Raw genomic sequence first — 25063 nt, 5'->3', positions numbered from 1 at the left:
GGACAGGCAAGCGATCGTGGTTTGTTGGTGAGTTGACAGCGGGATTGAGCATCTGGCCTGACGGGGCTGGACTGTGCCGGGTCTTCTGAGATGGGGCCTGACTGACGTGGCCTAGGTTTGTTGAGGGCTCATGCAATCAACGGACTCGCAGGTCATGACTGCAGGGTAGTAATCAGGCCGTCTTGGTACAAACCGCTGCCGCGTGGTGGAAACTGCGTAAAACAAAACTCATTTGGTCTCCATCGTAGAGACCACCACGCGGACACGTCCACTTTATTGTGGCGGATTGCCGCCCGCCAACCCAATCCGCATTCTTTATTGCGGCGGATTGAGACTGGCGTTCACTTTGGCTCGGCCCTTGATGGCGAGCAGGAGGAAAAGCTTGGCTATCTCTTTTTTATCATAAATGGGCAAGCGGGTCATCCGCGCCAAGAATGGGCCGCGACCTTTATATGTTTTGGGTTCTATATGTTTGGGCTTCCCCCTCTCGCATGCAAAGGTTAAACGGCCCTATGGCTTATTCTGAAACTGCTCCTGAACATCTTGTATCTGTCTCTGTCGATCCTGCAGAAATGGAAAGCTTTTCACGTATGGCCGCTGATTGGTGGGACCCTTCGGGGCCATTTAAGCCCCTTCATATTATGAACGGCGCGCGTTTGGAATTTATTCGGGACACGATATGCGAACATTTTGGCCGTGACCCGAAAGCCGATAAGCCTTTATCAGGCCTTCGCGTTCTGGATATTGGCTGTGGCGGTGGATTGCTCTGTGAACCGATGGTTCGCATGGGGGCCATTGTGACGGGCGTTGATGCGCTTGAGAAAACGCTCAAGACCGCCAAAACCCACGCCGAATTAGTCGGTGTTGACGTCAATTATATTCACGGCACGGTCGAGCAGCTCGTCCAAAGCGGTGAAGCCCCGTTTGATGCTGTATTAAATATGGAAGTCATCGAACATGTGACTATCCCCGCTGACTTTGTCGCGGATTGCGCCAAGATGGTACGTCCGGGGGGGCTTATGATTTGCTCGACCATAAACCGTACGTTCAAGGCTTTTGCCTTTGCCATTGTCGGGGCAGAATATGTTTTGCGTTGGCTCCCGCGCGGTACGCATCAATATGCCAAGCTCGTCAAACCCGTTGAAATGCGGCGCTATCTCTTGGATGCAGGGCTCTCGGCAGAACCCTCTATTGGCATGAGCTTAAACCCCTTCACAAACCAGTGGACGCTTTCCGAGGATTTGGGGATAAACTATGTGACTGTGGGTAAGAAGGACAATTAAGATTTAATTAACCCTGTCTCTAAACTTGGCGCAAAAGAACCCTGCCTTAATTAGGCCAAATTCATCAATGATATTAGGAGGATAAAAGGTTAACGCGCGTTAACCACGTTTGCGCATAGTTAATGGAACCGATTGGTTCTGGTAAGAGTTAATCTGTGTATAAGTCTGTGAAGGAAAATTGTTATGCACATGACAGAATTAAATCGCGCCCCGCTTTCGGCCTATAAATCGCTTCATTCTGCTATTCTCTGTGGAGAGACCTTGAACGAAGTAAAGCAAATTGAACGCTCTATTGCGCGTTTCGGCCTTTTATCGCCAATCGTTGTAACGGCCGTCTATGATCAATTAATCGTAGTAGATGGTAAAAAGCGTCTCGCGGCTATCAAACGCATGACATTTGCGGGAACGCTGCCTCGCAGCTTACAACATATTCCCTATATATTTGTTCATAAGGCCAAGAAAGCCGATATGAACTCCACTTCGGCCCTCGCTCCGCGTCAGGTCTACAAGGCCGTGATGGAATTAAAAGAAGAAGGCAAAGCGCTCGAAGACATCGCCGATACGCTATATCTCTGTCGCCGTATTATATTGGATGTTATCAATTTATCGCGCCTCTTTCCGGCCATCCGCGAAACCTATTTTAATGGGGGTTTGAACTTTGACCAAGCCCGCGCTTATGCCAGCGTGCCCGACCACAGAGACCAGATTGCTTTATTAGGTTCACTCGGGCCGCAAGCTAAACCTGAAACAATTTTAAATGCGATTAAGGGCTGGCGCGCAGAGGCGAAACCGGCTGATGCTAAACCCGCCCCAGCTCTCGTTATCCCGCTTACGGATTACCTGCCGGCGGCTGTCAATTCAGTAGAATTCATCGCAGCAGGTGCCCCTGAGAAAGTTGAGCAATATGTGGCTTAGTTAAGTTTTTTATCCGGCTTAGTTAAATCTGCTTTGATTTCATCCGGCACAAAAGGCTCAGGAATGGGGGCAACGCCAACGCCCTCTTCCACTAAATCGGCGGCTTCTTTGATAGAGGCCTTGCCAATTATGGGCCGCTCGGCTTTCTCTCCATAATGTATTGCTCGGGCTTCCTCAGCAAATTTATCACCGACATAATCACATTTGCTCGAAATTTCTGCCTTAACAGCCTCTGCCATTTTCTGGGCTTGCGCACTCATCATAGCGAATTTTTTGGCCTCTGTGTTTCGCGCCGCTTCTTTCTTACGTGATGTCGCAACATTTGGCGCCATGATGGCTTTTTCGACTTTGGAGGTGCCACAAATCGGACAACACAGCAAACCGCGCGCCGCTTGGTCATCGAAATCTGCGGACCCAGAAAACCAAGCTTCAAAACGGTGGTCATCTTTGCAAATTAAATCATACCGAATCATGTATCTTTAATATCCGCTTTAAAATCCCGTCTATCCGACCAAGCCGGAATACGTTGTCTTGCTTTTGCCACCTCACCCAAATCTATATCCGCGCAAACAAATCCTGGTTTATCATGCGCGAGTTCAGCCACGATATCTCCCCAAGGATTAATAATTTTAGAATGACCATACGTCTTACGGCCATCTTCATGCTCACCGCCTTGCGCCGCCGCCATCACGAAACTGCCCGTTTCAATGGCCCGAGCCCGCAGCAAAATATCCCAATGGGCGCGGCCTGTTGGTACCGTAAAGGCCGCAGGGATACTCAGAATTTGCGCACCGTTTTGCGCGTAATAGCGATAGAGCATAGGGAAGCGGACGTCATAACACACCGACAATCCCACTTTGGCATCGCCCGCTGAGGCGATGACAGGGTCACGCCCTGCCGCATAAGTCGCGGATTCACGATAATATTCCGTGTCAGAAACCTGCGCATCAAAAAGGTGAATTTTGTCATATTGCGCTTTTGTCGAACCATCAGGCCCAAATAAATAGCCCCGATTAGAAACCTTCTGACCCGTTTGGAGCGCGAGTGACCCAATGAGCAAATCAATGTCCAATTCTTTAGCCAGTGCCGAGAAAGCCTTAATCGCAAGGTCCTCCTCTGGGCTTTTTATGCTCGCCAAAAGTGAGGCTTTGTCTTTCTGTAATAAATGCGTCATTTCGGGCGTGACAATTAACTCAGCCCCTTGCGCTGCTGCCGCGCGGACCCATTCAGAGCATGCCTCTATATTAGCGGCAATCTCTGTACCTGAGCAGAGCTGTATAACGGCAACTTTCATAATGACGTTTTATCTGAGTCTTATTTCGCCAATAATGGATCAAGGCCGCCTTTGGCCTCCAGCGCCGCCAAATCATCGGAACCACCAATATGTTTGCCGTCTATAAAAATTTGCGGGAACGTATTTCGGCCAGACCGCTCATTCATTTCTGCTCGTTTGGCCTTGTTCATCGCGGCAGGGATTTCAATAATATCCACGCCCTTTGACTTCAAAAGCGCTTTGGCACGAATACAAAAAGGGCATCCCATTTTCGTGTACATTTCAACTTTGGCCATCTTCAGCCTCCTTAATAAATTTCAAATCCATTGGATGTGTTATATTGATTCTGTTTGCACATCTTTGCGGATAACTCTCGCTAAACATAGGACGTCAACACGCTTTGCGCCAGAGCGAAGCAATATAGAAGCACAAGCTTCTACAGTCGCGCCTGTCGTCATCACATCATCCACTAAGATAATATTGGCTCCCTTGAGTTGAGCCTTGCCATTCTCTGGGACAGAAAACGCGCCTTGAACATTTCGTTTTCGTCCCGCCGCGGACTGTCCGCCTTGTGACGGGGTGGCGCGAACGCGATGTAAAAGATTTGAATGAAAAGGCACTGTCGTTATTTTGGCTAAGGCTCTGGCGAGTAAAGCAGATTGATTATAGCGGCGCTTTATAAGGCGTTGAGTGTGCAAAGGGACAGGAATAATATAATCTGCATCTGCTAGGCTATGCCGCCCCACACGGCGTAGCTGCGCCGCAAATTTGGAAAGATTATCAGTTTTCCCTCCATGTTTAAAGGCTAGCACAAGCGGGCGAGAGGCATCATCATAAACCATAGCTGAACGGGCTGTGCTGTAGCGCGGCGGATGAACAAGGCAGGCCGCGCATTGCACGCCCTCTCCGACATCATATTCAAAAGGAAAACCACATTGGGCGCAACATGGCGCCTCTAAGAAGCAAATATCTTTCCACTTTTTTTCATCCTCCTGAAAAGGATCAATAGGCGGCAGAACAATATCAAGACAAAATCTGATAGCCTGACGAATAGCGATGAGGACTTCCCTTCCTTTCATTCCTTGGGCATAGACGCCGCATGATGCAAAGGGAAGTCCCACAAATATTTGACGCGCACGCTCAAGGTTTAGCCCGAGTTCGTGCCCAACGCCGTATGGCTAAAACTGGCCCCTCATTTTTATTGGAGCGATGCACGCAAGATGCGGCTTCACGTATTTCGGATATCAACAGGCAATTCACACGGGGTGTTCTGCTTTGTGATGTCGACATGCGGGAAAAGCTCTTTGCAGAATTGCCAAATAATCGACGCCCCAACACGATGGAATGGTATCAAGACGCGGACAGCCTTTCGGGTGATTACGACCTTATCATAAGCTTGCTCGGCCTTCAGTCGATAAACGATTTACCTGGCAACCTCTTACAGATACGCAACGCATTGCTACCCGATGGTTTATTTATGGGCAGTCTTTTTGGCGGTGACAGCCTCTTGCATTTGCGACAGACCTTCTACCAAATTGATCAAGCATTGTTCGGCGGCGCCACAGCGCGCATTTACCCGATGATAAACCATGAACAGGCAGCAGCTCTATTGGGGCAAGCGGGGCTGAACCTCCCTGTGATTGATAAAGATCGCGTCAATGTCAATTATAGCAAAATTCAAACGCTCATTAATGACCTCAGAGATTTAGGTCTCACGAATACGTTAATTGCTCGCCATAAGTCTCGTCTGCCTAAATCTAGTATTAGTCTGATTGAGGCAGCCTACCCAAAATCTGCGACTGGAAAATTCCAAGTCCTGTTTGAAATTCTATGGATGACGGGATGGAGCCCGCATGACAGCCAGCAAAAACCGCTAAAACCCGGTAGCGCTAAAAAAGGTCTGGCCGAGAGCTTACGCGAAATTAGAGATAAAAAACCTTAAACACTCTACACGGCAAAGCGGCGACCACTGGGCAACCTATCTGCGAGCTCTTGCGCTAACTCAATATCCGCTTCTACCAAATCAAGTTCCGTGATCTGGTTTGGATAAAGCCATTTAATCCCTTGGCCTTCTTTGGGTTGTGCAAAACCATCCCATTGGCGGCAAAGATATAGAGGCATAAACAAATGGAAGTCGTCATAAGCATAAGACGTAAAAGAAAAAGGCTGTAGACAGCGCTCACACGGCTCTAGTCCCAGCTCTTCGCGTAATTCGCGATTGACCGCTTGCTCTGGAGTTTCATTCGCTTCGACCTTCCCCCCTGGAAATTCCCACTTTCCAGCATGCGCTTTTCCCGCAGGGCGACGTGTCACCAAGACACGGCCATCAGCATCAATTAGTGCCGCGGCGGCGACAAGTAATAAGGGTTTAGACATATAATCAGCTTAACTTCTATAATCGGCGTTGATGTCAATATACCCGTGGGTCAGGTCACATGTGTAGACCTCAGCCTCACCAACGCCCAAGCCAAGATCAACCCGAATGTGAATCTCAGCATTCTTCATATAGGCGGCGCCGCTGTCCTCTGTGTAATCCGAAGCCACCTCACCAGATTCGGCCAGTAAATGCGGCCCCATCCAAATGGAGAGCTTATCTCGCTCTGCGGGCTCGCCTGCTTTCCCAACCGCCATGACAATACGGCCCCAATTGGCATCCTCCCCCGCAATCGCCGTTTTAACGAGAGGAGAGTTAGCGATACTCAGGCCAATTTTTTTGGCCGAAGCTTTTGAAACGGCGCCTGAAACGGAAACCGTTATAAACTTCGTCAGTCCCTCTCCATCTTTGACAATTTGAAGGGCAAGGTCTTTCAAGACGCCCTCTAACACAGTTTTGAAGTTTTCAAGCTCTGGTGCATTAGGCGAGTCATAAACAGGGTTCCCTGCCTTACCGCTGGCCAAAAGCAAAGTCGTATCCGAAGTCGAGGTATCGCTATCCACAGTTATGGCATTGAAACTTGTTTCGACTAATTCAGATAGAATAGCCTGCAGAACAGGCGGCGCAATTGCCGCATCCGTAGCAATATAGGCCAGCATAGTCGCCATATCTGGCGCAATCATGCCAGACCCTTTGGCAATACCATTTATACGCACCTCTACCCCGTCAATATTAGCAATCGCCGTGGCGCCTTTGGGATGGGTGTCCGTGGTCATAATTGCTCGGGCGGCGCTTTCCCATCCATCAGCATCAAGGTCTGCAAGAATATCAGGAAAGCAATCCACTAATTTCGAGGCCTCTAGTGGAACGCCAATGACTCCCGTTGAGGCCAATTGAATAGTTTCGGCTTCGACCCCAAAAACAGCCGCTGCACCTTTAGCGGTGTCTTGCACAGCATCCCGGCTCTTTTGGCCCCCAAATACATTGGCTGTACCTGAATTTACAATTACGAGACGAGGCCCATTAGTTTCCACGGCAAGCGCTTTACGAGACCAATCCACGGGCGCACCAGGGCAGAGATTTTTAGTATAAACGCCTGCCAAGGCTGTGCCGGCATCTGCCCGCAAGACCCATAAATCAGTACGGCCTTTATAGCGAACACCGGCTTCTGCAGTAGCCATAGTAAAGCCCGCTAATGCCGGGAGAACAGGGAAAGTTTCTGGCGCAAAAGGGGATTGAGGATAGTTTGCCATAAGGTGTCAGTTATCTTTAGGAAGCGAAGTATCGGAATCGATATCATCGGCTTTATTAATAGTATTATCGGGCGCTATAATTGGTTTTCGATAGATTTCAATTTCGGTTTCACGGCGCAAATCAGTCAAAAGTGTTTCAACCGCTTCAAATGTTAAAAACTTAACAATATTGGGGCGAACCGCTTCGAAGCTTTGTTTTCGCGACGATCGTCTGTCTATAATTTCGGCGATGTGCCAACCAAGTTCAGTTTGAAAAATTTCGGTTTGTGTGCCTTCTTTTGCACTAAATATTATATCCGCAAAATCTGGTGGCGGCATATCACGAGTCATATACCCTAAATCCCCACCATTTTCTCGCGAAGCCAAATCAAGACTTACAGAGCGCGCTAAGTCAGAAAACGCTTCGCCATCCGCCAAGGCTTTGAATGCGGCTTTTGCAGAGGCCTCATCGCTCAAGAGAATATGCCGAACACGGACTTCATCACCCCGGTCGGCCAACGCTGATTGTTCTTCATAAAGGCGCCGTATTGTCGTTTCATTGACTTTGGCCTTCAAATGCTCTTCCAATAAAGCATTGCTCAGAATACGTTCCCGCGCGGCGGCCAATCGGAACTTGTTTTCATCTGTTTGATCTAAAGCCCGCTTTACCGCAGCCTGTGCTAAAAGACGTTGATCAATTAGGCTATCTAGCAAGACCTGATATTGCGGATCTGACCTCGGAAACTCTTGTCCATCAGTGATCAACCCTCTTTCCTTGGCTAACCTTTGAACATCACGGTGAAAAATAGAGCTGGCTCCAATGCGAGCGACTTCAACAGCGCCAAGACGTTTTGAAGCTTGTGCCTCTTTCTTTTGCTGAGTTGTCACAGTTTCAGTCTGCGTGATTTTGTCCTCGGGTTTTCCGCAAGCGCCGAGCAAAAGAAACGCCATAAGGGCCAGAGCGGGAGAAAACTGACGCATGAACACTCCTCTAAGCCTTTTTTTGGTCGACGGGGCAGTAGATTACTGGCCCCATTCATTGACTTACCAAGGGAGGCTTCTTAAGTCACCACAAAGTATTACACAGTCAAAAGCCTAGAATATTGGCTTCCGACCGACAACAGATATCAGGAGCCTTCATGTTAGGCATCGCGAAGAAGATTTTCGGCACTGAAAATGACCGAACTTTGAAGAAACTGCGCCCCCTCGTTGCGAAGATTAACAATCTAGAGCCTACATTTGAGGCGATGACAGACGATGCGCTGAAAGCGCAGACGGAAATCTATAAAAAGCGCTTTTCAGAGGGCGAGAGCCTAGATGACTTACTCCCCGAAGCTTTTGCGACTGTCCGAGAAGCCGCCAAGCGCACCCTAGGGCAGAGACATTACGACGTTCAGCTTATTGGCGGTATCACGCTCCACCGCGGCGAAGTGGCAGAGATGCGGACGGGCGAGGGTAAAACCCTCGTCTCTACACTTGCCGCTTACCTTAACGCACTGTCGGGTGAAGGCGTCCATATCATTACCGTCAATGACTATCTGGCCCGCCGCGACTCAGAATGGATGGGTCAGGTTTTCAACTTCCTTGGGCTGAGTGTTGATTGCATCAATAATTACGAAGCTTATGGAAATCAGCGCAAGGCGGCCTATGCCTGTGATATTACATATGGCACGAATAATGAGTTTGGCTTTGATTATCTACGCGATAATATGAAGCTCTCAGTCGATGAGATGTCTCAACGTGGACATGCTCATGCCATTATCGATGAAATCGATTCAATCTTGATTGATGAAGCCAGAACCCCATTGATTATTTCTGGCCCGACAGATGACAAATCAGAACTTTACCGCCTCGTCGATACGCTCATCCCTCTCATCCATGAAGACGGCTATGAAGTTGATGAAAAAGCCCGCTCAGCCACATTCAACGAAGCAGGCAATGAGCAAATCGAAGCCTTGCTTCGTGAACGCGAAATGCTTGAAGGTGAGAGCCTATATGACGTAGAAAACGTCACTATCGTTCACCACATCAACCAAGCCCTTAAAGCCCATAAGCTTTACGTCCGCGACAAAGATTACATCGTCAAAAATGAAGAGGTCGTTTTGATTGATGAATTTACTGGCAGAATGATGGATGGCCGTCGTCTTTCTGATGGCTTGCACCAAGCCATTGAGGCCAAAGAAAGTGTCGATATTAAACCTGAAAACGTGACCCTCGCCTCTGTCACGTTACAAAATTATTTCCGCCTGTATAAAAAGCTATCAGGCATGACAGGTACAGCCGAAACCGAAGCTGGTGAGTTCGCTGAAACTTACGGTCTCGAAGTTCTCGTGATTCCTACTAACCGTCCTATCCAGCGCATAGACGATGAAGACGTTATATATCGGACTGAACAAGAGAAGTTTAAAGCCATTGTTGATGACATCGAAGAGAAATCAGCAAAAGGCCAACCTATTCTTGTGGGTACAGTAAGTATTGAAAAATCAGAAAGCCTTTCTGAATATTTGACGCAACGCGGCGTGGACCACCGTGTCTTGAATGCAAGGTTCCATGACCAAGAAGCCTCTATCGTAGCCCAAGCGGGCGTTCCTGGCGCGGTCACCATCGCGACTAATATGGCGGGTCGGGGTACAGATATTCAATTGGGCGGTAATTTAGAAATGCGGCTAGAGCAGGAAGTGCCAAAAGGTGCCTCTCAAACCGAAGCTGAAGCAATTGAAGCCAGAATAAAAGACGAGATTAAAGCCCTTAAAGAAAAGGCGCTTGCCGCAGGCGGACTTTATGTCTTGGGTACGGAACGGCATGAAAGCCGGCGCATCGATAATCAGCTGCGCGGCCGAACAGGGCGTCAAGGCGACCCAGGGCGATCAAAATTTTATCTCTCCACCGAAGATGATCTGATGCGGATTTTTGGTGGTGATCGCTTAAAGTCCATGATGGCGACTATGAAGTTTGAAGAAGGTGAACACCTAACCAACCGTTTCATGTCCAAAGCTGTCGAACGCGCGCAAGTTCGCGTTGAGCAACGCAATTTCGACATTCGGAAAAACTTGCTGAAATATGACGACGTGATGAATGACCAACGCAAAACGATTTTCGAACAGCGTATGGAATTCATGACAGACGATGATGTCTCTGACGTTATCGAAGACTTCCGTCATCAACTCGCAGAAGACCTTATTGAAACCCATATCCCGAAAAAAGCCTATGCGGAGCAATGGGACGTTGCGGCGCTAAATGAAGCCACAAAAAATGCCATGCTTATGGACATTCCTTTTGACAAATGGGCGGCAGAAGAAGGCATTGCTGACGAAGAAATGCTCAGCCGGCTGAAAAAGGCCGGAGATGATGCGTTTGTTCAACTGACAGATGGTGTCGCTGATGAAGAAATGCGGCGCGCTGAAAAGCAAGTTCTTTTACAAGTCATCGATAAAAACTGGCGCGAGCATTTGCAGCAACTAGATGCGCTAAAGTCAGTTATTTGGATGCGTGGCCAAGGCCAACGTGATCCGCTTAATGAATATAAGACCGAAGCCTTCACCCTGTTTGACAAACTTTTGACAAGTCTGCGTGAAGACGTGACGAAAGCCATCATGAACTTGTTGCTTAATGTACAAATGCAGCGCCAACAAAATGAAACGATGCGCCAACAACAAGCCGCCGCTCAAGCCAGTTCGGCGCGATCGCCTATGGATATTGTCTCATCGTCTCCAGAGGCTGCACAATTAACAGCCGAACAAATGGAAGGCGTCAGCCGGAACGCCCCTTGTCCTTGCGGATCGGGTAAAAAGTTCAAACATTGCCACGGCGCTATATAAATTTATTAAACTTTTAAGGTCAAAGGGTATAATTTACCTTTTGACCTCCTTCCCCTTGCTAATTACGAAAAATATTGATGTTTTTTCGCAACACCCGATGATTTTTTCCTGAATCATCGAAATTAGTGGCATTTGTCTTATGCCCGTACAATTCCCCGACATTTGCGCACAAATGCGGTGCAACACCCTGCATTTCCTCCAGAATCCTCGCCTTCACATCGCCAGCTGTGTTTCTGCCCTCTAATCAGAATGCACAGAAATTGTTCGGATTGACACTACCGTCGGCCAACATTGGAGAGTTTTGAACGGAGATCATTATGAAAAAACTCATTGCAGTCGCAGCCCTATTAGCAAGCTCGGCAATTGCCCCCGCAACCTTGGCTCAGGATGTTAGCGTCTCTACCTCGATTGATTATGTAACAGAATATGTCTTCCGCGGTGTTAGCCTTGAAGATTCAGCTATCCAACCCGGCATCGAAGTTTCAGTGGGTGATTTCTCTGTGGGCGCTTGGGCTTCAACAGGTCTAGGCTCAGACAGCATGGCTGATACAGATGAAATCGATTTTTATGCGGGTTATGGTTTCTCCCTATCTGATACGGTCAGTGCAAGTGTTGGCGCAACACTTTATCACTACCCAGATGGAGGTGACACGTTAGAGTTCTCAGCAGGCGTTGGCTTTGACACAGTTTTATCACCCTCTGTAACGGCTTATTATGACATCGACCTAGAAGCCTTCACACTTGAAGGTGGTTTAGGACATAGCTTCCCTGTGTCAGAGGCAACAAGTTTTGACCTTGGCGTCACTGGCGGTCTGGTCATGGTTGATGGCGGCGGAGACTATGAATATGGTCAAGCAACAGCCTCACTCGGTTATGCTTTCACAGAGGATGTCAGCGTTTATGCGGCCGCAAATTACGTGCTAAGCTCTGAAGACACTTTAGGTTTCACAAAAACAACACCTAAAGACAATCTCTTCTATCTAGGTGTCGGCGTCGCTGCTGGCTTCTAAGCCTTCCGGTAAATCCGGGTTAAAAACCCTGTCGCTATAAAGGGGTGCGGCAGGGTTTTTTCTTGCCCGAATTTTCGAGCTCATCATGCTAAGGTATAGTGAAAATTTACAGCAATATGCCGGCGCTTAAGAAAGGCTCACTAAGGCCTATTGTAAGCTACGGCCAATATTGAGGAATTTACCTCGGCGATCTTTAATTAAATCTACTGCTGATTTTTCTGATAATTCGTCCAGCGCTTTGACAATGGCTGTGCCAACTTTTTTAATCGCTCTTTCTGGCGTGCGATGCGCGCCGCCTATCGGTTCTTTGATAATAGTATCAATTATTTTTAAACGCTTAAGATCCTGCGCGGTTATTTTCATAGCCTTAGCCGCATCTTGGGCTTTCGTGCCATCGCGCCACAAAATCGAAGCACAGCCTTCAGGAGAAATAACGCTATAGATTGAATGCTCTAACATCATCACACGGTCAGCTGTAGCAATGGCGACTGCACCACCAGAGCCACCTTCGCCCGTAATGACAGAGATAAAAGGGACCTTCAGAGATAATCCTCGATCAATTGACCGCGCAATTGCTTCGGCTTGGCCACGCTCTTCTGCGCCTCGCCCTGGATAGGCACCCGCCGTATCAACAAAGCTTACGACTGGAATTGAAAATCTCTCAGCCAAATCCATCAAACGCACCGCTTTGCGATAACCTTCTGGGTTGGCCATACCAAAATTATGCTTAAGGCGGCTTTCCGTATCGGTGCCTTTTTCATGCCCCATAACAACAACAGAACGGCCACGAATTTTACCGAGACCGCCCAATAGCGCATTGTCATCGCCGAACTTTCGATCGCCTGATAAAGGAGTATAATCCGTCACCAAATCACGCACATAGTCCGTGTAATGCGGGCGGGCCTCATGTCGCGCAATTCGGGTTTTTTCCCATGGGCCAAGTTTTGTATAGAGTTTGCTAAGCTCAGCATCCGCCTTGGCCCGAAGCTCGGCTAGCCCCTTAGCGGCTTCACCTTCGCTCGCCAAAAGGTCATCAATTTTGGCATCGATTTCTGCCAATGACCGTTCAAAATCTAAATACGTTCTCGCCATAAATAGCGCTCCGGAACTGTAAAATCAGCGGATGGGTATAGTCCCTTTATCGCGCGGCACAAGCCTTGGATACAAATATAGTCCAAGCTGACCGCTCCTTAAATGTATCGCAGATTACTCAAGCGGCACCAAAAAATCTCTGGCCGCAATACGATTTGCAAAATCTTTCAACCCAATTATCTGTAATTGCTCGATGATAAATGCAATATCTGGCGTCGAAAGCTCACCTGTTTCAGAATAGGCAGATTCTAATATGGGTGTCAGCCGCAAGAGGAATTGCGCCGTATGACGCGCTTTGGCATTCGCTTTTAAAACAGCTTTATCCCCTTCAGATATTTTTGACACGGATTGGATTTTAGATTGCGGCAATATATTTAAGGCTGTTTCTGAAATTTGGGCGCCTAAAGCCAACCCTAAAAAAGCATCTCTGATGGCACGCTCATTTTTTTCAGAAGTCAGACGCCGGTCAATATCTCCACCTAGCTGACCGACCATAAATCCATTACCCAGAGCATCTGCGGCCAGAGCAATACGGTCCCGCTCTTGGGACTCTGGCAAGGCTGCATATAAGTTTTGTAGTCCCAAAACATCTTTATGCCGCACGGAATGACGGGCGAAATAAGCAAGATTTGTTTGCGCTTTAATGTCGGCGGGCCAAGACTGGATGTTCTCTGCAAATATTTCGGTCAGACGCTTGCGGCTCTTATCATCCCCTATGCGTTTCATAAGAGCTGAAAAAGCAGGGACCGCGCTTTGCGGATTACCTCTGGTTTTTGCCAATAGGAAAAGCTGAGCCACACCCTGCGCGCTATTATTGGTTAGGGCGCTTTCTAAATCAAAACTAGAAGAACCTTCGAGGTCATTTGGATTGAAAGCGAGGTCAGAGAACACTTGTTCAATCTGCGTTTTTGAAAACTGATCTAAAAATCTCAATAGAGCGGATAGACGTAATTCAGGGTCCGCTTTTGGGTCAAAAGCTTGTCCTGGTCGGGCGGCATTTAGAGCCGTCGCCGCCATTCTATACAGCGTTTGATTAATTGGGTCGGCATTGCTTTCTGGAACTGGCATCGCCTTGGTGACACCGCTTAAAACTCGGACAAGGTCATAATATAAATCATTCTCATAACCCTCATTGCGGAGCAATTCTGTGGTGAGCTCTGCTGCTGAAAACTCTTCACGTTGTAAATGGCATAGCGTCCGCAGGCGTGACCAAAAAACATCGGCGCGACCCTCGGTAATTGTATCAGAAAGCGAACAGGCCTTGGCAGTTTCTCCTTTACGCAAGGCTAACTCGGCTTGAAAGACTGGCGTTCGAACAGAAGCGCCGCTTCTGTTTATTTGGGACTCCAACACTGAAATATCAGCAGACGCAGTGATAGCTTCTAGTTTCGCTACATTATAGCGCTTTAACGCTTCGCCATCACCTTCTGGCGGAATACCGGAAGATAATAAAACGGCATTGACCATATCCTTTACCAAAGGGTCAGCCGTATGCACTGGCGCGTTTTGAATTAATTCTACGGCACGCGGCGCCGATGTCCCTTGCCAAAGATTGGGGTCAAGGCCTCCGCTTCGTATGTCGATTATCCCTGCATCATATGCTGTGGGCGCATCCAGTGTACCTTGTTCAATTTCCCCGGGTTGAATGGCCAGACGGTTTTCCTGCTCTGGGTCAGGAATATAAACATTTCGGCTCTGTGCCATTGACGCCTCAGCAACTGATAAAGCGAAGGCGGCCCCTAGTAGACAGAGGGTTTTATAACGCATGACAGAAACGGGTTTCTTATTTCTCATAAGTATCGGGCAGCTCTGTTATGCTAACCTCTTGCGGGGCATTGTCGGGCGAGGCTTGGGTTAAGAAAAACGAAAACCCCACAACCAACACAAAAAGAACAACTATTAAGGCTATTACAGCTTTTTTCATATTATCCGTCCGACAAATCAACGCAAAGCGCTTTAATGGTTGAGCATAACTCAATTTGTGACCATATTAAGGAAAATTGTCAGAAAGCCCAATAATTACTGCATGGGTAAGCTGATGTTATCGTGAAAACATCACGAATATGAAAAATAAAAGGGCATTCATGCCAAGACAGAAAATAGCCGTGTCTGACGCGCCAAATATTGCCCTGATTGGCATGATGGGCGTTGGAAAGACCACGATTGGTCGCCGTTTAGCCAGACGCCTATCGCGTGAGTTTTTTGATTCAGATCATGAAATTGAAAAAGCCTCTGGCCGAACCGTCGCGGGATATTTCCGAGACCACGGAGAAGCCCAATTCCGAGAAGGTGAAAAACGCGTTATCAACCGTCTGGTGGATCCGGATATTAAAAAAGCATCCATCATCTTAGCCACTGGCGGCGGAGCCTTCACTCATGAGGAAACACGAGAAATATTGAACACGCATTGCCTGACAGTGTGGCTTAAAGGGGATTTAGACACTTTATTCGAACGTGTCAGCCGCAATAATAAACGCCCCTTATTACAAGTCGAAAATCCACGTGCCAAATTGCAAGAATTGATCGAAGCTAGGCACCCTATTTATGCTCAAGCCCATATCCATGTGCCTATCGCAAAAGGCCCCCATATCCGCACAGTTAACCGGGTCATTAAAGCCATACAGAAATATCAAGAGACAAATAAAAAGCCATCCCCATGAATGAAGTGAGCCCGCATAACGCCCCCGAAAAATTAACCGTGGAATTAGGGGATAGGCGATATCCTATCTATATTGGTGAGGGACTACTGAGCCAGGCTGGCAATCTGATTGCGCCTTATGCTCCGTCAAAAAAGGTCGCCATTATCACGGATGAAAATGTCTGGGCCCTACATGGCAAGACGCTCGAAGCGGCGCTCTCTTCTTATGAAACGCATGTGTGTGTTCGCCCTGCCGGAGAAGCACAGAAAAGCTTTGAAGGACTTGAGCAGGTTTTAGAGAGTCTGTTCAAAGGCGGTTTTGATCGTTCAGATTTGCTTATTGCATTTGGCGGCGGCGTAATTGGTGATTTGGCCGGGTTTGCGGCCAGCATGTTTAAACGCGGCATGCCCTTTGTTCAAATTCCTACAACGCTCTTAGCCCAAGTGGACAGCTCTGTCGGCGGCAAAACTGCCATCAATAATCGGTTTGGGAAAAATCTCGTCGGCGCTTTTTATCAGCCCAAAGCCGTCATCGCAGACACAGATGTTTTAAAGACATTGCCCCAACGAGAAATCAAAGCCGGTTACGCCGAAGTTTTAAAATATGGTCTCTTAGGCGATAGGGCTTTTTTTGATTGGCTAGATGATGAGGGCGGAGAGAAATTATTGGCCCTAGACAATGCAGCCTTATTAAAGGCCATTAAGCAATCTTGCACGACAAAAGCGCGTATTGTTGCCGCAGATGAACATGAAAAAGGACAGCGTGCCTTGCTAAATTTGGGTCATAGCTTTGCCCATGCGCTTGAACTTGATGCGGGCTATGATGGCGATTTACTTCATGGCGAAGCCGTCAGTGTTGGGATGGAAATGGCTTTCCAATATTCCGTTCAAAAAGGCCTTTGCGATAATGACGCTGCCATTCGGGTTGGCCGCCACCTCGAAAAACTATCTATGCCTTCCATTGCCTCTGAACAGACACGGCTCGTGGACCCAAAGCGCCTGACGCATTATATGGGGCAGGATAAGAAAAATGAATCTGGATTAATTACTTTAATTCTTGTGAAGTCTATTGGCGGTGCCTTTGTACAAAAAGGCGTTGCAGATAAAGATGTTGAAAACTTTCTCACAAGCCTTACGGCTTCCTCAGATCCTTAGGAAATGGAAACACAGTTAATGTCTGCCTTTTTAGACCCAGCCAATTTAACCCTGATAGGTATTATCTTAGTTCTACTTGTCTGCTCTGGATTTTTCTCAAGCTCTGAAACCTCTCTCACAGCCGCTTCTCGCGTTCGTATGCACGCCGCAGAAAAAGACGGCGATAAACGCGCCACAATCGTCACAAAGCTTTTGAACAAACGCGAGCGATTATTGGGCGGCATTTTGCTTGGGAACAATCTCGTGAATATCTTGGCGTCCGTTTTAACGACCGCATTATTCACGAATCTTTTTGGCGAAGGCGGAATGGCTTTGGTCTTAGCCACAATTGTTATGACCCTCTTGATTTTGATTTTTGCAGAGGTTTTACCCAAGACTTATGCGATTTCCCAACCCGACAAATTGGCCCTCATTGTTGCGCGCCCCGTTGATTTAATCGTCAGAATTTTTGCGCCATTTGTTTCGATTGTTCAGCTTATCGTGAACGGCGTGTTACGCCTCTTTGGCGTCGATACGGATGCGTCTGCATGGACGGCGGCCGATGAAATTAAAGGAGCCGTTGATTTACACCTTCAAGAAGGCGGCGTGGCAAAGAGAGCACGCGATCAAATTTACGGCGTATTGGAAATCGGTGAATTAGATGTCGAAGACGTCATGATCCATCGGAAGAACTTATCCATGATCGATATTAATGATCCACCAGAGGCCGTAATTAAAAATGTCTTGGCGAGCGGTCATTCCCGGTTGCCACTTTATAATACGGATCAAGATGACGTTGTCGGTGTGTTACACGTTAAAGACTTGCTGAAATCTATGGCAAGACTTGATGGCGACCTAAGTGGATTGAACTTGAAACGCCTCGCGCGCGAAGCCTGGTTCGTCCCTGAAACAACGTCTGTCGTGAAACAGCTGCGCGCCTTTCAACATAAGCGCGAGCATTTCGCCCTTGTTGTTGATGAGTATGGGGCTTTAATGGGCGTTATCACGCTCGAAGATATTTTGGAGGAAATTGTTGGCGACATCCAAGATGAGCATGATGAAGAGGTTAAAGGCGTTGAACGCCGCAAAGAAGGCGGTGCTGTTGTGCGCGGAGACGTTGCTATTCGGGATTTAAACCGGGCAATGGATTGGAAATTACCCGATGATGAAGCGGTGACGATTGCGGGGCTGGTGATTCATGAAAGTCAAACAATCCCGACCGTAGGACAGGCCTTTGCTTATCACGGCTATCGATTCGAAATATTAGAACGTCAGCGCAATCAGATTCAGTCTTTGAAAGTCGCCAAGACTTATGAACCTGATCAACGCAGCGAAAGTTGAATTAAACCGTTTAACCTTTCGGCGTTAACTTCAACAAACGGCCATCTTCCATGTCCTCTAGAACATAGATAGCGCCGTCAGGCCCCGTTTCGACTTCGCGAATACGCTTGCCCCATTCATAGCGTGCGGCTTCTTTTGGGCCGCTTTTCGCGTCCATATCAACGCGGATAAGAGCTTCGGAACCTAACCCGCCAATAAAGCCATCGCCGATCCAATCTTTAAACAAGCTAGCTTTGTATATTGAAAACCCAGCAGGACTAATGGCTGGCACCCAATAAACGGCAGGCGCTTCATATATTGGCATCGTGTCGTGATCTGGTATTTCAACGCCGCTGTAATGATCACCATTAGAGACGACGGGATAACCATAATTTTTTGATCGAATAATTTTGTTTAACTCATCGCCGTGACGCGGGCCCATCTCATGCACCCATAATTGCCCATCCGCATCAAAATCAAGACCAAGTGGGTTACGATGGCCAAGTGTCCAAATTTGAGCCGTAACGCCGCCGCTAGCATAAAACGGATTGTCTTCTGGCACAGTCCCATCTCTATTCAGGCGAACGACCTTTCCCAAGTTCATATCCATATTTTGCGAGGGCGTAAATTTTTGACGCTCACCAGATGTGATAAATAAATAATTGTCAGGGGATACACCAATACGGTGTCCATAATGCCCATTTCCTTCGACCTTGGGTGACTGCACCCAAACAGACTGACGATTAGTCAGCTTGCCACCTGTCGCCGTTAATTGCAGTTTTGCGCTTTCAACAACCGCACCAGACAAGGCATCATTTGCGGCGTCGCGCTCTACATAAGAGAAATAAACTTCGCCAGTCTTGCTAAAATCTGACGGGATGTAGATGTCTCCAAATCCGCCTTGACCGCGTTCTGAAACACGCGGCCCACCTGTAATTTTACCAAGCTTCTTACCGCGTGTATTTAAAAGCCAAATTGCGCCTTCTTTCTCTGCCACTAAGGCGCGGCCATCAGGCAAGAATGCCATGGACCAAGCTTTATCAAATGTCTCTACATGTCTCGCGTTCAAGACGACGCCATCACTCCCGGTGACGGTTTCCACATCTCCGATTTTCGCCATAGCTGTAGAAGATAATAAACCCAGCGTGGCCGATAGAGCCAAAATACGAGTGAACATAGAAAACCTTTCTGATTTGATTAGCGACATCTATGGGGACTAATGCCCAATACAGCTAAAGCGTTGCATAATGACTTCACGTCTTTGTGAAGTCGTTATTCTGCTTCGATGTCGAAACTAATAGCATGAATTTTGTCGACTGTCTCGCCGAGTGCCTCAATAACCGCGCGGTGACGCGCCAGTCGGTTCATGCCTTGAAATTTTTCAGAGGTAATTTTCACCGTAAAATGGCTCTCGGCAGAGCCTCCAGCCGCTTGATGCGCTGCTGCCCCTGCATGCCCCGCATGTTGATGTGACTCATCCACCACCACTAACTGCGATGGATTGAAACTTTGTTCCAGTTTTTCCTTGATTGCCGCGGCGATAATGCCCATTTTGCGCAGTCCTTAAATTGTTCTGTCCTGTTAGAGATATATGCCCGATAATTACGAATACAAACCCAAAGGTATAGATATACGTGTTGCCCGCACGAAAAAGAAGAAACCGCCAAGCCAATTAGAGTGCGATTGGGCAGGCTGTACCTCTAAAGGTGGCTGCAAAGCCCCAAAAAGCCCTGACCGCCTACGAGATTATTTTAATTTCTGCACAACCCATGCTCGCGAATATAACAAGAACTGGAATTTCTTCTCTAATATGACGGATGACGACATCAAAGAATGGCAAGTCGGCGCCCGTCATGGCCATCGGCCGACTTGGGATGTTCGCAAAAATACAGGCGAACGCGCCAAGGCGCAAAAGAAGCGCAAAGCTGGGTCAACCTCTGCCACTTCAGAAGGTTATTCTATCTTTGGTGAAGGCGGCATTCCTGATCAAACAGATACGCCGCGTCGCCGTCTCTCTAAACTTCAAATGAAAGCTTTGAATGATCTAGGCTTGGATGATTCTGCTACTAAAGAGGACGTCCGCAAACGCTATACTCAGCTTGTCAAACAACTCCATCCCGATGCCAATCAGGGACAACGCAACACGGAAGAGAGCTTCCAACGCGTCGTGACGGCTATGAAAGTTCTGAAGACGACTGATTTAGGATAAAGACTCAAAACTGAATATCCTTATCGCCACATTTTCACTTGTCATATCCCGCGAAGTTTTAGAGGTTCGCGGAATATGACGCGAAATGGGCTGAGGCCACATGGTTCTCAAACAGGGCGTGTATTCATCCTGATTGAGACCAAACTATTTTAGAGATGCAACATGACTGACACAGACGAAAAATTCCCTCTCATGCAACCTGATATTACAGTCTCTGCACGCGAAGTCTTTGGCGTTGACTTTGATATGGATGTCCCCGCTTTCTCTAAGAAATCAGAATATGTTCCAGCCATTGATGAAGCCTATCGGTTTGATGACCGCACAACTCAGGCCATTTTGGCGGGGTTTGCTTATGATCGCCGTGTGATGGTGCAGGGTTATCACGGCACTGGGAAATCTACACATATTGAACAAGTCTCTGCGCGGTTGAATTGGCCCATGGTGCGTATCAATCTGGACAGCCATGTCTCACGTATCGATTTAGTGGGTAAAGACGCTATTGTTTTAAAAGATGGAAAACAAATTACAGAATTCCGTGAAGGCCTTTTACCCTGGGCGCTACAAAACCCCGTTGCGCTCGTCTTTGACGAATATGATGCGGGCCGCCCTGATGTAATGTTTGTGATTCAGCGGGTACTCGAAGCCCAAGGTCGCTTGACATTGCTTGATCAAAACCGCGTAATTACGCCCCATTCGGCTTTCCGTATTTTCTCAACCACCAATACAGTTGGGCTTGGCGATACGTCAGGGCTTTATCACGGTACCCAGCAGATTAACCAAGGACAAATGGACCGGTGGTCTATTGTGTGTCAGCTAAACTATCTTGCCCATGACGAAGAAGAAGCCATCGTACTGGCCAAATCGCCGAGCTATGACACGCCCGAAGGAAAAGACCTTATCGCCTCTATGGTACGTGTTGCGGATATGACCCGTAACAGCTTTATTGCTGGCGATATTTCTACTGTTATGTCGCCGCGTACGGTGATGAACTGGGCTGAAAATGCTCGCATTTTTGGTGGTGACATTGCCCAAGCTTTCCGCCTTACGTTCCTGAACAAATGTGACGAACTCGAACGCCCGATTATCAGTGAGTTTTATCAACGTGCCTTTGGAACGGATCTGCCAGAAAGCGCCGCGACCGTCATGGTCGCTTAGTGGGCTATGACCTCTACGCCCATTGATACATTCAAGCGCTCTCTCGCCTCTGCGACGAAAGCGATTTCGGGTGAGCCTGAGCTAGAGGTTTCCTATGGCGGAGATGTGGCTGGCATTGTTCGCGACCAAGTCATGTTGCCAGCTTTGCCGCCAAAACCCAAACCCTTTGCCATTGCCAAAGCCCGAGGCGAAGCCGATGGTATCGCGCTACGCCTTGCCTTGCATAATAAAGACACGAACACGAAAAACCAACCTGCGACGGGGCCTGCTCGTATGGTTTTTGACGCTATGGAACAAGCGCGCGTCGAAGCGCTTGGTATGCAGCATTTATCTGGACTAGGTGATAACCTTCAGGCGGCCTTGTCTGAGCGCTCTAAACGCAAAGGCTTTGATAAGGTAGATATCGCTAAAGACGACATGAGCTTTGCCGAGGCCGTAGGTCTTTATGCACGAGAGGTTTTAACAGGGCGCGACTTACCGAAATCGACCCAAGGTATTATGCAGGCTTGGCGGAACGAGATTGAAGACACCGCGGGTAAATATATGCGGCAGTTACGCGAGCTTATGCCGGACCAAGATGCCTTTGGCCAATCGGTCAACGACCTTATTGCAGATTTTCAGCTAAATGATGACCGCGCCAATCCTGAGGAAGATGACGATCAAGAGGATGAAAGCTCCGAAGATCAAGATAACCCCCAAGATCAACCTGACGACAGCCCACAAGAAGACGAACCCGGCCAGACCGATGTATCAGATGCCGATGCAATGGATGATGATTCCGCTGAGCCCCAAGACATGGTCGATGCTGAAAACATCGAAGGCGAACAAGACGATACCGATCAAAACCCTGAGAACGCGCCGCAACGTCCCAACATGTCCAATGCGACGCCGCCTTATGGAGTCTATACAACCAGCCATGATGAGGTGATAAAGGCTGAGGATCTCTGCCCGCCCGAAGAATTGGAGCGCCTTCGTGGTTATTTAGATGGCCATATGCAAGGACTGTCTGGCGCCATTTCTCGCCTCGCTAATCGTCTTCAACGCCGCCTCTTGGCCCAACAGCAACGCTCTTGGACTTTCGACCTTGAAGAAGGCATGCTGGATACAGCCCGTCTAACCCGCGTGATTATTGACCCGATGTCGGCGCTGACGTTTAAAGAGGAAAAAGAAACAGATTTCCGCGATACGGTTGTTACCATTTTGATCGATAATTCCGGGTCTATGAGAGGTCGCCCGATTATGGTGGCGGCGGTGACGGCTGATATTATGGCGCGGACGCTCGAGCGCTGCGGCGTTAAAGCCGAAATTTTAGGCTTTACGACTCGCGCTTGGAAAGGCGGCAAGAGCTTCCAAGACTGGCTGGCGAATGGAAAACCACAACAACCGGGACGACTGAACGACCTACGGCATATTGTATATAAAGCCGCCGACATGCCTTGGCGGCGCGCTAAGCGAAATCTTGGCCTCATGATGCGTGAAGGCTTGCTGAAGGAAAATATTGACGGAGAAGCGCTGGATTGGGCTTATAAGCGACTTATGGCGCGGCCCGAACAACGCCGAATTTTGATGGTGATTTCCGATGGTGCGCCCGTGGATGATGCGACGCAAAGCCAGAATAAAACAGGGCTTCTCGAGAACCATCTACGCATGATGATTGATATGATTGAAAACCGAAGCGAGGTCGAACTCGTCGCTATCGGTATCGGCCATGATGTAACGCGATGGTATAAACGCGCCATCACTATTATGGATGTAGAACAACTTGGCGGCGCCATGACAGAAAAGCTAGCTGAACTGTTTGATAGTTAAGATTATCGCGGCGTTTCTGTTTGAAACACCGCGAAAGTTTCATTTACATGAGTTATTACAAATTGAGTTAGCGCGGCGGCATCCGTGCGCCTGCATCTGTACGGATATATTCCGCATTGATGTAACCGTGCTCGCACATAAATTCGACGACTTGGGCGTATTCTTTGGGCTGTCCGAAACGGACAGGGAACTGCACATGGGCACGTAGGTTTTCTTTTACTTCGGGTTTCATCTGCTCATAAATGGGTGTTTCATAGAACCCCGGCAGGATCGTGTTAACTCGAATGCCTTCGCGGGCAAGGTCACGCGCCATTGGCAGCGCCATTGATAAAATGCCGCCTTTTGAGCTTGCATAAGCCACTTGCCCGATTTGACCGTCTTGCGCCGCAACCGAGGCTGTATTGATGACGATACCGCGCTCGCCGTCTGAATCAATTGGGTCGAGCGTCATCATGCCCGCCGCAGATTTCGAGGCGCATAAAAACGACCCAATAAGATTAATATTGATGATACGGATATAGGCCGCGGGATCATGCGGTATAATTTCGCCTGTATCGCGTTTTCGTGCCACGGTTTTAATGCCGCCGCCAATGCCGGCGCAATTCACCAAAATACGCTCTTGGCCATTTACGGCGCGCACAAAGTCAAAGCCCGCATCAACGCTATCATTATCTGCGACGTTTACTTTGGTAAAAACACCGCCAATTTCTTTGGCGACCTGTTCTCCGCGCTCTTCATTCATGTCGAAAATACCGACTTTAACGCCTTTTTCCGCCAGACCCCGAGCTGTCGCCTCGCCTAGGCCTGAAGCCCCGCCCGTTACAATGGCTGAAAAATCAGAAGAAAGTTTCATAATGGAATCCTTTTAAACGGTCAAAACTCGTAATTAAATTTCACCGTTCTCATAATCCTGCTGAGCGCGCTTGTCTTGAGAAAATTCAAAATAGGGTCACTTCATTTCTGTTGTGGTTTTATACCCTTTGTCGCTTTCGCCAGTAACACACAGCGCAAATACATGGCGCAGCCTCATATTTTGATTAAGTGATTACTCACATTTGACTGTTTCAGGCACCAGAAGCCCTCAAAGACGACTTGACATTAAGTAAGTGTTTAATCACTATAACGCCAATAAGGCATTCAGTGCCCTATCCAGCCCCCCCAAAAGAAAGGGCGTCATCTTGAAGACTGAAACTTTACCTGACCCCGATGGCGACTTGCCGGCCATTATTGCAGCCCCAGATACGGGAAAGGGCCGCATTGAGCGCGCCGCACTGCAATTATTTTCAATCGCAACGATTGAAGGGGTGTCGACCAAACGCATCGCCCAAGCTGCCTCTGTCTCAGAGGGGTTGCTTTACAAACATTATAAAAGCAAAGATGCACTCGCCCGCGCTTTGATGCTCGCCATAGATAGGCGCCTAACCCACATGATTACGGATATTGCAGGAATGGATATATCTCTGGACGACAAAGTCAGGCGTATCACCGTAGAATATTGCCGCATAGCGGACGCAGATTGGGCCCTCTTTCGCTATCACATTTTGCATCTTCACCGCTTTCCGAACTTATCTGAGAGCCCAAACCGTAGCCCCCATGGCGCGGCCAGCGATCTGCTAAGTGATGCTATGAATAAGGGCGAAATCGCCAGTGAAGACCCTGCCCTCTTGGCGGCTATGGCGCTTGGCGTTGTTTTACAAACCGCACAGTCAAAAATTTTGGGCCTTATAGAAGGCCCGCTTCTCCCGCAGGCAGGACGGCTCTCTATGGCTGTTTTAGCTATATTGGGGTTGGAAGGATAAAG

25 protein-coding genes are annotated in these 25063 nt (G+C 48.3%); 12 read left to right on the top strand and 13 right to left on the bottom strand.

All coding sequences use genetic code 11. The features are described from left to right. Window positions 1-512: 512 nt before the first annotated feature. Both ubiG and DES40_RS11810 read left to right on the top strand, forming a co-directional pair. Window positions 513-1283: a bifunctional 2-polyprenyl-6-hydroxyphenol methylase/3-demethylubiquinol 3-O-methyltransferase UbiG gene (gene ubiG, locus DES40_RS11815; protein WP_121102965.1), complete on the top strand. Its 771-nt coding sequence runs from the start codon at window positions 513-515 to the stop codon at window positions 1281-1283. A 189-nt stretch (window positions 1284-1472) separates the two neighbouring features. After that, window positions 1473-2198, top strand: a complete 726-nt coding sequence (locus DES40_RS11810; protein ID WP_170144982.1) for a ParB/RepB/Spo0J family partition protein — start codon at window positions 1473-1475, stop codon at window positions 2196-2198. Here the strand turns inward: DES40_RS11810 and DES40_RS11805 are convergent. Genes DES40_RS11805 through DES40_RS11790 form a run of 4 tightly spaced genes read right to left on the bottom strand, consistent with a single transcriptional unit; the run spans window position 2195 to window position 4550 of the window. After that, window positions 2195-2671, bottom strand: coding sequence for a DUF1178 family protein (locus DES40_RS11805; protein ID WP_121102418.1), 477 nt, complete (start codon window positions 2669-2671; stop codon window positions 2195-2197). The genes DES40_RS11810 and DES40_RS11805 overlap by 4 nt on opposite strands. Then, entirely contained in the window at window positions 2668-3492 is an 825-nt protein-coding gene (locus DES40_RS11800; RefSeq protein ID WP_121102416.1) for a carbon-nitrogen hydrolase family protein, read from the bottom strand. The genes DES40_RS11805 and DES40_RS11800 overlap by 4 nt, the downstream gene beginning before the upstream one ends. A gap of 20 nt (window positions 3493-3512) precedes the next feature. Beyond that, a complete protein-coding gene (grxC, locus tag DES40_RS11795; protein WP_121102414.1) occupies window positions 3513-3767 on the bottom strand; it encodes a glutaredoxin 3 in 255 nt (84 codons plus the stop codon). Window positions 3768-3806: 39 nt separating this feature from the next. Then, window positions 3807-4550, bottom strand: coding sequence for a ComF family protein (locus DES40_RS11790; protein ID WP_121102412.1), 744 nt, complete (start codon window positions 4548-4550; stop codon window positions 3807-3809). Window positions 4551-4570: 20 nt separating this feature from the next. Here DES40_RS11790 and DES40_RS11785 point away from each other — a divergent pair, with 20 nt between their 5' ends. After that, complete coding sequence (locus DES40_RS11785) at window positions 4571-5413, top strand: class I SAM-dependent methyltransferase (RefSeq protein ID WP_121102409.1); 843 nt, start codon at window positions 4571-4573, stop codon at window positions 5411-5413. 5 nt (window positions 5414-5418) lie between these two features. Here the strand turns inward: DES40_RS11785 and DES40_RS11780 are convergent, their stop codons facing one another. The 3 genes from DES40_RS11780 to DES40_RS11770 are packed head-to-tail and all read right to left on the bottom strand — an operon-like array spanning window position 5419 to window position 8058. After that, window positions 5419-5847, bottom strand: a complete 429-nt coding sequence (locus DES40_RS11780; RefSeq protein ID WP_121102407.1) for a (deoxy)nucleoside triphosphate pyrophosphohydrolase — start codon at window positions 5845-5847, stop codon at window positions 5419-5421. A 9-nt stretch (window positions 5848-5856) separates the two neighbouring features. Further along, window positions 5857-7098, bottom strand: a complete 1242-nt coding sequence (gene argJ / locus DES40_RS11775; protein WP_121102405.1) for a bifunctional glutamate N-acetyltransferase/amino-acid acetyltransferase ArgJ — start codon at window positions 7096-7098, stop codon at window positions 5857-5859. Between the two features lie 6 nt (window positions 7099-7104). Next, window positions 7105-8058, bottom strand: a complete 954-nt coding sequence (locus tag DES40_RS11770; protein WP_121102404.1) for a peptidylprolyl isomerase — start codon at window positions 8056-8058, stop codon at window positions 7105-7107. Window positions 8059-8216: 158 nt separating this feature from the next. Between DES40_RS11770 and secA the strand changes: the two genes are divergently transcribed. Together secA and DES40_RS11760 are read left to right on the top strand one after the other, a co-directional pair. After that, window positions 8217-10895 (top strand): preprotein translocase subunit SecA, encoded by a 2679-nt coding sequence (gene secA, locus DES40_RS11765; RefSeq protein ID WP_121102402.1) that lies wholly within the window; start codon window positions 8217-8219, stop codon window positions 10893-10895. Between the two features lie 317 nt (window positions 10896-11212). After that, a complete protein-coding gene (locus tag DES40_RS11760; protein ID WP_121102400.1) occupies window positions 11213-11905 on the top strand; it encodes a TorF family putative porin in 693 nt (230 codons plus the stop codon). Window positions 11906-12052: 147 nt separating this feature from the next. Here the strand turns inward: DES40_RS11760 and DES40_RS11755 are convergent, their stop codons facing one another. The 3 genes from DES40_RS11755 to DES40_RS13255 all read right to left on the bottom strand — a co-directional run bounded on the left by DES40_RS11755 (window position 12053) and on the right by DES40_RS13255 (window position 14921). Next, window positions 12053-12997, bottom strand: a complete 945-nt coding sequence (locus DES40_RS11755) for an acetyl-CoA carboxylase carboxyltransferase subunit alpha (RefSeq protein ID WP_121102399.1) — start codon at window positions 12995-12997, stop codon at window positions 12053-12055. A gap of 114 nt (window positions 12998-13111) precedes the next feature. Further along, the gene (locus DES40_RS11750) at window positions 13112-14791 is read right to left on the bottom strand and encodes a hypothetical protein (RefSeq protein ID WP_121102397.1); all 1680 of its coding nucleotides are present in this window, start codon (window positions 14789-14791) and stop codon (window positions 13112-13114) included. Continuing rightward, window positions 14781-14921, bottom strand: coding sequence for a hypothetical protein (locus DES40_RS13255; RefSeq protein WP_170144981.1), 141 nt, complete (start codon window positions 14919-14921; stop codon window positions 14781-14783). The genes DES40_RS11750 and DES40_RS13255 overlap by 11 nt, the downstream gene beginning before the upstream one ends. Before the next feature lie 160 nt (window positions 14922-15081). Here DES40_RS13255 and DES40_RS11745 point away from each other — a divergent pair, with 160 nt between their 5' ends. From DES40_RS11745 to DES40_RS11735, 3 genes are read left to right on the top strand one after another with little or no spacing between them, the layout of a single operon-like run. After that, the gene (locus tag DES40_RS11745; protein WP_121102395.1) at window positions 15082-15657 is read left to right on the top strand and encodes a shikimate kinase; all 576 of its coding nucleotides are present in this window, start codon (window positions 15082-15084) and stop codon (window positions 15655-15657) included. Further along, entirely contained in the window at window positions 15654-16790 is a 1137-nt protein-coding gene (gene aroB, locus DES40_RS11740; RefSeq protein WP_121102393.1) for a 3-dehydroquinate synthase, read from the top strand. Before DES40_RS11745 ends, aroB begins: the two co-directional genes overlap by 4 nt. 18 nt (window positions 16791-16808) lie before the next feature. Continuing rightward, on the top strand, window positions 16809-18110 hold the full coding sequence (locus tag DES40_RS11735; RefSeq protein ID WP_121102963.1) for an HlyC/CorC family transporter: 1302 nt from the start codon (window positions 16809-16811) through the stop codon (window positions 18108-18110). Between the two features lie 10 nt (window positions 18111-18120). Here DES40_RS11735 and DES40_RS11730 read toward each other — a convergent pair whose 3' ends face one another. Both DES40_RS11730 and DES40_RS11725 read right to left on the bottom strand, forming a co-directional pair. Further along, window positions 18121-19266: a PQQ-dependent sugar dehydrogenase gene (locus tag DES40_RS11730; RefSeq protein ID WP_233345605.1), complete on the bottom strand. Its 1146-nt coding sequence runs from the start codon at window positions 19264-19266 to the stop codon at window positions 18121-18123. Between the two features lie 95 nt (window positions 19267-19361). Then, complete coding sequence (locus DES40_RS11725) at window positions 19362-19640, bottom strand: BolA family protein (protein WP_121102389.1); 279 nt, start codon at window positions 19638-19640, stop codon at window positions 19362-19364. 40 nt (window positions 19641-19680) lie between these two features. On the opposite strand from DES40_RS11725, the gene DES40_RS11720 reads away from it, so the two are divergent. From DES40_RS11720 to cobT, 3 genes are all read left to right on the top strand, one after another. After that, on the top strand, window positions 19681-20298 hold the full coding sequence (locus DES40_RS11720; RefSeq protein WP_121102387.1) for a J domain-containing protein: 618 nt from the start codon (window positions 19681-19683) through the stop codon (window positions 20296-20298). A gap of 162 nt (window positions 20299-20460) precedes the next feature. After that, window positions 20461-21453 carry a cobaltochelatase subunit CobS gene (gene cobS, locus DES40_RS11715; protein ID WP_121102385.1) on the top strand — a complete coding sequence of 331 codons (993 nt, stop codon included), beginning with the start codon at window positions 20461-20463 and terminating at the stop codon, window positions 21451-21453. Window positions 21454-21459: 6 nt separating this feature from the next. After that, on the top strand, window positions 21460-23262 hold the full coding sequence (gene cobT, locus DES40_RS11710; protein WP_121102383.1) for a cobaltochelatase subunit CobT: 1803 nt from the start codon (window positions 21460-21462) through the stop codon (window positions 23260-23262). A gap of 67 nt (window positions 23263-23329) precedes the next feature. On the opposite strand, the gene DES40_RS11705 is transcribed toward cobT, so the two are convergent. After that, entirely contained in the window at window positions 23330-24115 is a 786-nt protein-coding gene (locus tag DES40_RS11705; RefSeq protein WP_121102380.1) for an SDR family NAD(P)-dependent oxidoreductase, read from the bottom strand. A gap of 325 nt (window positions 24116-24440) precedes the next feature. Between DES40_RS11705 and DES40_RS11700 the strand changes: the two genes are divergently transcribed. Continuing rightward, entirely contained in the window at window positions 24441-25061 is a 621-nt protein-coding gene (locus tag DES40_RS11700; protein ID WP_170144980.1) for a TetR/AcrR family transcriptional regulator, read from the top strand. The last annotated feature ends 2 nt before the right edge of the window (window positions 25062-25063 follow it).

It is taken from the genome of Litorimonas taeanensis, from assembly GCF_003634015.1.
Lineage (GTDB): Bacteria > Pseudomonadota > Alphaproteobacteria > Caulobacterales > Maricaulaceae > Litorimonas > Litorimonas taeanensis.
This window is presented reverse-complemented; position numbering and strand designations above follow the sequence as displayed.

Bases quoted from the DNA above. Each gene is read 5' to 3' on its own strand.
- DES40_RS13255 (WP_170144981.1), bottom strand. From the start codon at position 14,921: ATGAAAAAAGCTGTAATAGCCTTAATAGTTGTTCTTTTTGTGTTGGTT.
- DES40_RS11705 (WP_121102380.1), bottom strand. From the start codon at position 24,115: ATGAAACTTTCTTCTGATTTTTCAGCCATTGTAACGGGCGGGGCTTCA.
- grxC (WP_121102414.1), bottom strand. From the start codon at position 3,767: ATGGCCAAAGTTGAAATGTACACGAAAATGGGATGCCCTTTTTGTATT.
- DES40_RS11750 (WP_121102397.1), bottom strand. From the start codon at position 14,791: ATGAGAAATAAGAAACCCGTTTCTGTCATGCGTTATAAAACCCTCTGT.
- DES40_RS11785 (WP_121102409.1), top strand. From the start codon at position 4,571: ATGATGCAAAGGGAAGTCCCACAAATATTTGACGCGCACGCTCAAGGT.
- DES40_RS11745 (WP_121102395.1), top strand. From the start codon at position 15,082: ATGCCAAGACAGAAAATAGCCGTGTCTGACGCGCCAAATATTGCCCTG.
- argJ (WP_121102405.1), bottom strand. From the start codon at position 7,098: ATGGCAAACTATCCTCAATCCCCTTTTGCGCCAGAAACTTTCCCTGTT.
- DES40_RS11780 (WP_121102407.1), bottom strand. From the start codon at position 5,847: ATGTCTAAACCCTTATTACTTGTCGCCGCCGCGGCACTAATTGATGCT.
- DES40_RS11760 (WP_121102400.1), top strand. From the start codon at position 11,213: ATGAAAAAACTCATTGCAGTCGCAGCCCTATTAGCAAGCTCGGCAATT.
- DES40_RS11790 (WP_121102412.1), bottom strand. From the start codon at position 4,550: ATGAAAGGAAGGGAAGTCCTCATCGCTATTCGTCAGGCTATCAGATTT.
- aroB (WP_121102393.1), top strand. From the start codon at position 15,654: ATGAATGAAGTGAGCCCGCATAACGCCCCCGAAAAATTAACCGTGGAA.
- ubiG (WP_121102965.1), top strand. From the start codon at position 513: ATGGCTTATTCTGAAACTGCTCCTGAACATCTTGTATCTGTCTCTGTC.
- DES40_RS11735 (WP_121102963.1), top strand. From the start codon at position 16,809: ATGTCTGCCTTTTTAGACCCAGCCAATTTAACCCTGATAGGTATTATC.
- DES40_RS11725 (WP_121102389.1), bottom strand. From the start codon at position 19,640: ATGGGCATTATCGCCGCGGCAATCAAGGAAAAACTGGAACAAAGTTTC.
- DES40_RS11805 (WP_121102418.1), bottom strand. From the start codon at position 2,671: ATGATTCGGTATGATTTAATTTGCAAAGATGACCACCGTTTTGAAGCT.
- secA (WP_121102402.1), top strand. From the start codon at position 8,217: ATGTTAGGCATCGCGAAGAAGATTTTCGGCACTGAAAATGACCGAACT.
- DES40_RS11730 (WP_233345605.1), bottom strand. From the start codon at position 19,266: ATGTTCACTCGTATTTTGGCTCTATCGGCCACGCTGGGTTTATTATCT.
- DES40_RS11800 (WP_121102416.1), bottom strand. From the start codon at position 3,492: ATGAAAGTTGCCGTTATACAGCTCTGCTCAGGTACAGAGATTGCCGCT.
- DES40_RS11720 (WP_121102387.1), top strand. From the start codon at position 19,681: ATGCCCGATAATTACGAATACAAACCCAAAGGTATAGATATACGTGTT.
- cobT (WP_121102383.1), top strand. From the start codon at position 21,460: ATGACCTCTACGCCCATTGATACATTCAAGCGCTCTCTCGCCTCTGCG.
- cobS (WP_121102385.1), top strand. From the start codon at position 20,461: ATGACTGACACAGACGAAAAATTCCCTCTCATGCAACCTGATATTACA.
- DES40_RS11770 (WP_121102404.1), bottom strand. From the start codon at position 8,058: ATGCGTCAGTTTTCTCCCGCTCTGGCCCTTATGGCGTTTCTTTTGCTC.
- DES40_RS11810 (WP_170144982.1), top strand. From the start codon at position 1,473: ATGACAGAATTAAATCGCGCCCCGCTTTCGGCCTATAAATCGCTTCAT.
- DES40_RS11755 (WP_121102399.1), bottom strand. From the start codon at position 12,997: ATGGCGAGAACGTATTTAGATTTTGAACGGTCATTGGCAGAAATCGAT.